This window comes from Sphingomonas bacterium, assembly GCF_903643035.1.
In the GTDB taxonomy this organism is placed as follows: domain Bacteria; phylum Pseudomonadota; class Alphaproteobacteria; order Sphingomonadales; family Sphingomonadaceae; genus Sphingomonas.
In genome coordinates, this window is record NZ_CAHJWW010000154.1 from 1 (window position 1) to 6,727 (window position 6,727).

Consider the following 6,727-nt stretch of genomic DNA (forward strand, 5'->3'; position numbering starts at 1 on the left):
GACGATAGCCGCCGGTTGCGGGAGCCGGCGCGGCCGCCGGAGCCGCGCTCGCCGGTGCGTCCGGTACGGGTGCGGCCTGCTGCGCGGCGAGCGCGGCGGGCAACGACAGCATGGAGACGCCCAGCAGGCATCCGCGCGAACCGCGCATGGAATCAGTCCCTTCCCGAAAGTCCCGCCGCCTATGCGCCAATTGTCGCACAAATGTGCCGCATCGCAGCAGGCCGACGGCGGCTTGCGTCGGATCGCCGACGTGATATCTTCCGCAACTGGACCGCCAGAGGCGGCCGATCGCAGGAGAGCGTGCATGGACCGCGGCGACCCCCATTTCGACGAGATGGCCTTTGGCCACCTGTGCTGCCTCAGCGGCCTGTCCGCCGCGTTCACGATGCTGGTGGTGATGATCCTGATCTGAGGCGCCCGCCGCCGCGGCATGGCGGTTCCGGCCTCGATCCCTGCATCGATTGCGGCCTCAATCGATTCCGAAGTTCAGCCCGCGCGACAGGCCGGGGTCCGCGACCGCGATCGCCAGATAGGCGGCGAACTGTTTCACGCGCTGCACGATGCCGGTCGCGCTGCGGTATGCGGCGGGCGTGATCTCGTCGGACTGTGCGGCCTCGCCGTCGACATAGCGGCGCAGGTGATCGGCAAACGCGCGATCCTCGATCCGCAGCATGATCTCCAGGTTGATGAACAGGCTGCGCAGGTCGAAATTGGCCGATCCGATGAACACCGCGTCGTCGATCACGTACAGCTTGGTATGCAGCTTCGCCGGCCGGTATTCGAAGACGCGCACGCCCTTCCTCAACAGTCCCGCATAGGTGAAGCGCGCGGCGGCGATCGTCACCTTGTTGTCCGACCGGGCGGCGGTGACCACCCGCACGTCCGCCTCCGGCCGTCGCCCGGCGCGGTCCAGCCGGCGCAGGATCGTCGGGCTCGGGGTGAAATACCCGGCCACCACGTCGACACGCCGTCCGGCGCGCATGTCGTCGCGCACGGCCCTCGCCCAGGGCGACAGGGTTTTCGTCGGGCCGCCGATCAGCCAGCGCAGCGCGCCCTCGCTCTCGCTCCAGCGCCGCAGCGCGCGATTGAGGTGGCGGATGCCCCTTCCCGACTCGATCCAGGCGTCGAGCGCGTCGAAATAGCCCGCGATCCGCGCGGCCGCCCCGCCTTCCAGCAACAGCCCCAGGTCGCGCCACCCGCCGTCGCTGGCGGTGGCGAAATAATCATCCTCGACGTTGAAGCCGCCGACGATGATCCGGGCGACGCCGGCATCCTCCGCATCGGCGAGCGCGAGCTTCTGGTGGTTGCGCAGCAGATAGGCGCGCCCGAACCGCGGCTCGAAACGGCAGACCGACACGCCCGCGTCGCGCAGGGGCGCGAAGAAATCGGCGTCGGACGCCTCGTCGCTGCCGAACCCGTCCACGATCAGCCGCACGCGTATGCCGCGCGTCTGCGCGTCGAGCAGGGCCTGGCGCACCCGCGCGCCGGTGTCGTCGTCGGCGTAGGTATAATAGACCAGCCGCAACGAGCGGCGCGCCGACCCGATCAGCTCCAGCAACGCGGCAAGGCGCCGTGGCCCGCTGTCGAGCAGCGTCAGCGCATCGCCGGCGACGGTGAAGACGGGCTGGGGCGGGGGTTCGGCCATGGCTTGCGATGCGGGCGCAGGCGGCGCGGCGCAAGCGGGCGGTTTCCTTGACCGGGAACCGGGAACCACCTATGCGTCCCGCTTTCCGAACTTCCGGTACCAATGAAGGAAGCGTCCCATGGCACGCGTCACCGTCGAGGATTGCGTCGACAAGATCCCCAACCGCTTCGACCTGGTGCTGTTCGCCGCCCAGCGCGCGCGTCAGGTGTCGGGCGGCGCGGAGCTGACGATCGACCGCGATCGCGACAAGAACCCCGTGGTCGCGCTTCGCGAGATCGCCGAGCAGACGGTGCGTCCCGACCAACTGGGAGAGGCGATCGTCTCGCAGCTGCAGAAGGTGCAGATCGACGACGAGGAGGCGCCCGACGCGATCGGTAGCCTGTCCGCCTCCGCCGAGGCCCTTCGCCTGACCGCCGCCGCCCCGCCGAGGAACCAGAACCTGGGCGGCGATTACGAGTAAGGCCCAAGGATAGCGGCGAGGCTGCTATCCGCGAATCAGCCGCACTCCGGCCAGCGGCACGCCAGTGCCGGGTGACGGCGCGGTTTCTTGTCTCTTGCGTTGCCCGCGTTATGCTCCTCCGACAGTGGGGAGAGCGATATCATGCGTGCCGTCCACCCGGTAACTGCCATCACCGCAGCCGCCCTGTTCGCCACACCCGTGTTCGCCGGCCCCGACGACTCCCCCCACATCAGCGTTGCCGCGACCGCCAGCGTCCAGACTCCGCCCGACCGCGCGACGATCGAATACGCCGTGCGCGGCGAGGGCGCGACCAGCGACATGGCCATCGCCGCGCTGGTCGCGACTCGACAGCGGATCGAGGACACCGTCGCGATCCTTGCCCAGCCGATCTCGATCCACACCGGTAAGGTGACGATCCAGGAAGTCCGCGACTCCCGATGCAAATCCGACGACGACTCGCCCCATCTGGCCAGCGGCGCATGTTCGATCGTCGGCTATACGGCGCTGATCACCGCCACGATCGATACCGGCGCCGTCGCGCAGGTCGGCACGATGGTGGGCCTTCTTGGGCGAGGTGGGGCGATCAATCCGCGTGTCGAGGATTTCGCGTTGTCGCGGCCGCACGATGCGGAGCGCAAGGCGCTCGCCGCCGCGCTCGCCAATGCCCGTCGCAAGGCAGAAGCGGTGGCGGAGGGATCGGGCGTGCGCCTCGGCCGGCTGCTGTCCGTGTCGACCGACCCCGATCGGTCTGACGCGCAGGACATAGTGGTGACGGCGTCGCGCCGTTCAGCATCTCCAGGAATAGCGGGGGCACCGATCATCGTGGAGTTGACGCCCTCGCCTGTCGAGACGCGGGCACGAGTTTCGGTGGTCTACGCTATCACGCCATGACGCCGGCCAAGATGCGTCGGACCCGTTCGTGCTGGGGCCGGCCGCAATAAGCAATATGCCTGACACATCGCTTGTCATCCCGGTGGAAGCTCGGATCTTTCTGCCGGGCGCGGAATGCGTGGTGCGAGACGAAGGGTTGGCCGACGGCAAAGCCGCCGGCGTGACGTCGAACGGGTCGTCCCTGCGCGCTGGCGCTCGGGCGTCCGTCGGCCGGGCCGCACGTTGCGCTCCGCGCACCGGCGCTCGCGCCTATTTGCGCCCCTGCGCGACCAGATACCACTCCACCGACCCCTTGCGGCTCGCGGGCGGCTTGGCGTGCTTCACGGTGGCGAACTGGCGTTTCAGCCCCGCGACCAGCGCATGGTCCGCGCCGCCCGCGAACGCCTTGGCGACGAACGCGCCGCCGGGGCGCAGCACCTCGGCCGCGAACGCCGCGGCCGCCTCCACCAGCGCCATCGTGCGCAGCGCGTCGGTCTGCGGATGGCCGACGGTGTTGGCCGCCATGTCGGACAGGACGAGGTCCGCCGGCCCGCCCAGCGCCGCCATCAGCAGCCCCGGCGCGGCGTCGGCCATGAAATCGAGCTGCAGGATCGTCACGCCGTCGATCGGATCGACCGGCAGCAGGTCGATGCCCACGACCGTCGCCGCCGGCACGACGCGGCGCACCACCTGGCTCCATCCGCCCGGCGCGAGACCGAGGTCGAGGACACGACGCGCGCCCTTCAGCAGCGCGAACCGTTCATCGAGCTCGATCAGCTTGTAGGCGGCGCGGCTGCGATACCCCTCCGCCTTGGCGCGGCGCACATAGGGGTCGTTCAGCTGCCGCTCCAGCCACCGCTGCGACTGCGCCGTCCGACCGCGCGCGGTGCGTACCTTGATCTGGCTGCCCGATCCGCCGCGGCTCATGCTGCGCTCCGAACGGTCGTCGGGAGGCGAGGGGGAGGGCGGCGCCGCATCCGCGCGAGCGGATCGGACAGGAGCCTGGGCGGATCGAACGTCATCACCCATCCCCCATCAGGCGTTTCAGGATCCCCTCGCGGATGCCGCGGTCGGCGATGCCGATCCGCTGCGCGGGCCACAGGTCCATGATCGTCTCCAGGATCGCGCAGCCCGCCACCACCAGGTCGGCGCGCTCGGTGCCGATGCACGGCACGCCCGCGCGCTCCGCCACCGACATGCCCGCCAGACCCGCGCTGATCGCGCGCATCGCCGCCGCCGGCACCACCAGCCCGTCCACCGCCGACCGGTCATAGTGCGACAGGCCAAGGTGTACGGAGCCCAGCGTCGTCACCGTGCCGCTGGTCCCCAGCAACCGCGGCGCAGCGAGCCCGCGCGGTAGGCGCGCGGCGAACGGCGCGACCGCGTCCGTCACCACCGCGCGCATCCTGGCATAGGCGGCGGCACGCTCGCCCGCGTCGGCGCCGCCGCCCACGCTCTCGGTCAGCGACACGACGCCCCATGGCGCGGAATGCCAGTCGAGCACGCGCGGCCGCTCGCCCGCCCCGGCGCGTCCGGTGTCCACCAGCACCATCTCGGTCGAACCGCCGCCGATGTCGAAGACCAGCGCGGGATCGTCGCCCGGCTCGATCAGCGCATGGCAGCCCAGCACCGCCAGCCGCGCCTCCTCCTCCGCCGAGATGACATCGAGGTGGATGCCTGTCTCGGCGCGCGCGCGCTCGACGAAGGCGGGGCCGTTGGCGGCGCGACGGCACGCTTCGGTCGCCACCGATCGCGCGATCAGGACGTGGCGGCGCTTCAGCTTGTCGGCGCATACGCGCAACGCGGCAATCGTGCGGTCGACGGCCGCATCGCTCAACCGTCCGGTCGCGGCGAGCCCCTCGCCCAGCCGAACGATGCGCGAAAAGGCGTCGACGACCGTGAAGCCCCCGTTCGTGTCGGCGCCCGCGGGCCGCGCGATCAGCAGCCGACAGTTGTTGGTGCCAAGGTCCAGCGCGGCGAAATGCCGCGGCTGGCCATGGTCCCCGCGCCCGCGATCGCCCTGCGCTCTCCCGGGCGGCGGCACGGCGAACGGGTCGGCGGGCGGACCGGCGGGTGGGGCATCGGGCCGGTACGGCCAAGTGGCGGGTGCGTCCCCCATTGCCGTGTCCTGGTTTCGGGTCTGCCGTCGCGCGGACGGCGGGCCGTTGCGCTAGGTACTTGACGCCAGGGTAGCGGCTCGTCCGATCCCCCACAAGCGGTACGCCTCACCGGCCACGCAGCTTGACCCTCGCCACCTCCCCGCCTAAGGCCGCGATGGCGTTGCCCTGTCGTCTAATGGTAAGACTACGGACTCTGACTCCGTTAATTGAGGTTCGAATCCTCACGGGGCATCCCGCTGGCCGGTATCCGACGACAGACGTGGCCGGGCTCGAACCGGCAGGATGGTCGGCGCCTCGTCAGGGGGCGGGTCTGGGCGGAACCGGATAGAGGATGAAGTCGGCGTGGCGGTCGATCGTCGGCGGCGAGGTTTCCGCCGCCGCTGCCTGCCGGAGCGCCTCGATGTCCGATGGCGGCAGGGCGAGCGCATGTTCGGACGGGTGCGCCGCCGCCTTCATCGGATAGTCCTGTCCCGGCGTCGCCGTCATCTCGATATGCGCGCCGAGCACGGCGCGGACCGGATGGGTGCCCACAAAGGCCGCCAGCCGCTCGGCGCTCGCCCGGAACGTCGCAAGCTGGTCGCTGGGGAAATACAGCCGGCCCGGATAGAGCATGTCGCCCGAGAACAGCAGACGCGTCCGCCCGTCGTAGAACATGACGTGCGCGGGTTCGTGGCCGGGCGTGGGAACGAGGTCGAGCGCGCGGTCGCCAAGGTCGTATCGGCCGTTCCTGTCGGGCCAGTCCTCGAGCTGGAAGAAGGCCGTGACGTCGGCGGGCTTGAGGCCGACGACGACGGTGTCGGGACGATCGCGGAACTCCGCGTCCCCCGCGTGATGATCGCCATGGCCGTGCGAGTGCGCGACGACGAGCTGGATCGGCCGGCCGCCATGCCGCGCACGCCAATCCGCGATCAGCCGGTCCACCACCGGCCGGATGGCGAGGCCGCCGGCGCCGGTGTCGATCAGCAGCGCGCGCTCCCTGCCGAACAGGAGATAGAGGAACGGCGCCTCGAAGTTGGTCCTGACGGACTGGCGGATGACGACCGTGTCCGCGTCGATCCGCTGAACCTGCGTCTCGGGTTCGGCGGGCGGCGTGCCGTCGATCCAGTGAGCGAAGCGCGGCCCGACCTGGCCCGACTCCGACCGGCCCGGCCCGGCCGCGATGGATGGCGCCGCCGCGCCGACCAGTGCGGGGAGGATGGCCGCGACCGCCACCCGCGCGACCCGGATCGTGATCTGCCGTTTCATGGCACCGGCGTACCGACTGCCGCGTCCCGAGACAAATACAAGATCGTACACCGCCGACGGCAGCCACGGGCCGGGCGATCAGCGCCGGTCGGCGGCGGCGCGGCCCAGCGTCATCGCCATCTGATCCGCCAGCACGCGGCCGGCGGTCGCGGCGGACTTCTCGGCACGCTCGGCGGCGACCACCAGATCGAGCGCGCGCGACAGGCGCGCCGCGCTCCACCGGCGGACGGCACGGCCGATGGCGTCCTGCTCCGAGAAGTGCACCCGGCGCGCGATCGATGCCGCGGGATCGTTGCCGGCGTCCGCCTCCACCCTCAGCTCGATCAGCAGCACCAGGCGCCTGGCGAGCTGGCGCAACCACTGCACGGACGCCGCGCCCGCGTCCGC

The 6,727-nt window shown here is 71.0% G+C and carries 6 protein-coding genes, 1 tRNA gene and 1 pseudogene; 3 read left to right on the top strand and 5 right to left on the bottom strand.

Features of this window, described 5'->3' with window-relative positions:
- Positions 1-469 precede the first annotated feature (469 nt).
- On the bottom strand, positions 470-1,645 hold the full coding sequence (locus tag HUV01_RS10415) for a phospholipase D-like domain-containing protein (RefSeq protein WP_174298198.1): 1,176 nt from the start codon (positions 1,643-1,645) through the stop codon (positions 470-472).
- Positions 1,646-1,763: 118 nt separating this feature from the next.
- Here HUV01_RS10415 and rpoZ point away from each other — a divergent pair, with 118 nt between their 5' ends.
- Together rpoZ and HUV01_RS10425 are read left to right on the top strand one after the other, a co-directional pair.
- Positions 1,764-2,105 carry a DNA-directed RNA polymerase subunit omega gene (rpoZ, locus tag HUV01_RS10420; RefSeq protein WP_174298199.1) on the top strand — a complete coding sequence of 114 codons (342 nt, stop codon included), beginning with the start codon at positions 1,764-1,766 and terminating at the stop codon, positions 2,103-2,105.
- 141 nt (positions 2,106-2,246) lie between these two features.
- On the top strand, positions 2,247-2,996 hold the full coding sequence (locus HUV01_RS10425; protein ID WP_174298200.1) for an SIMPL domain-containing protein: 750 nt from the start codon (positions 2,247-2,249) through the stop codon (positions 2,994-2,996).
- A 249-nt stretch (positions 2,997-3,245) separates the two neighbouring features.
- Here the strand turns inward: HUV01_RS10425 and HUV01_RS10430 are convergent, their stop codons facing one another.
- Together HUV01_RS10430 and HUV01_RS10435 are read right to left on the bottom strand one after the other, a co-directional pair.
- The gene (locus HUV01_RS10430) at positions 3,246-3,902 is read right to left on the bottom strand and encodes an RlmE family RNA methyltransferase (protein ID WP_174298201.1); all 657 of its coding nucleotides are present in this window, start codon (positions 3,900-3,902) and stop codon (positions 3,246-3,248) included.
- A 94-nt stretch (positions 3,903-3,996) separates the two neighbouring features.
- Positions 3,997-5,094, bottom strand: coding sequence for a Ppx/GppA phosphatase family protein (locus HUV01_RS10435; RefSeq protein WP_174298202.1), 1,098 nt, complete (start codon positions 5,092-5,094; stop codon positions 3,997-3,999).
- Between the two features lie 162 nt (positions 5,095-5,256).
- Between HUV01_RS10435 and HUV01_RS10440 the strand changes: the two genes are divergently transcribed.
- A tRNA-Gln gene (locus tag HUV01_RS10440) sits at positions 5,257-5,327 on the top strand.
- A 65-nt stretch (positions 5,328-5,392) separates the two neighbouring features.
- Here the strand turns inward: HUV01_RS10440 and HUV01_RS10445 are convergent.
- A complete protein-coding gene (locus HUV01_RS10445; RefSeq protein WP_174298203.1) occupies positions 5,393-6,340 on the bottom strand; it encodes an MBL fold metallo-hydrolase in 948 nt (315 codons plus the stop codon).
- Between the two features lie 78 nt (positions 6,341-6,418).
- Positions 6,419-6,727, bottom strand: a pseudogene (locus HUV01_RS10450) (DNA polymerase III subunit delta); the annotation flags it as partial.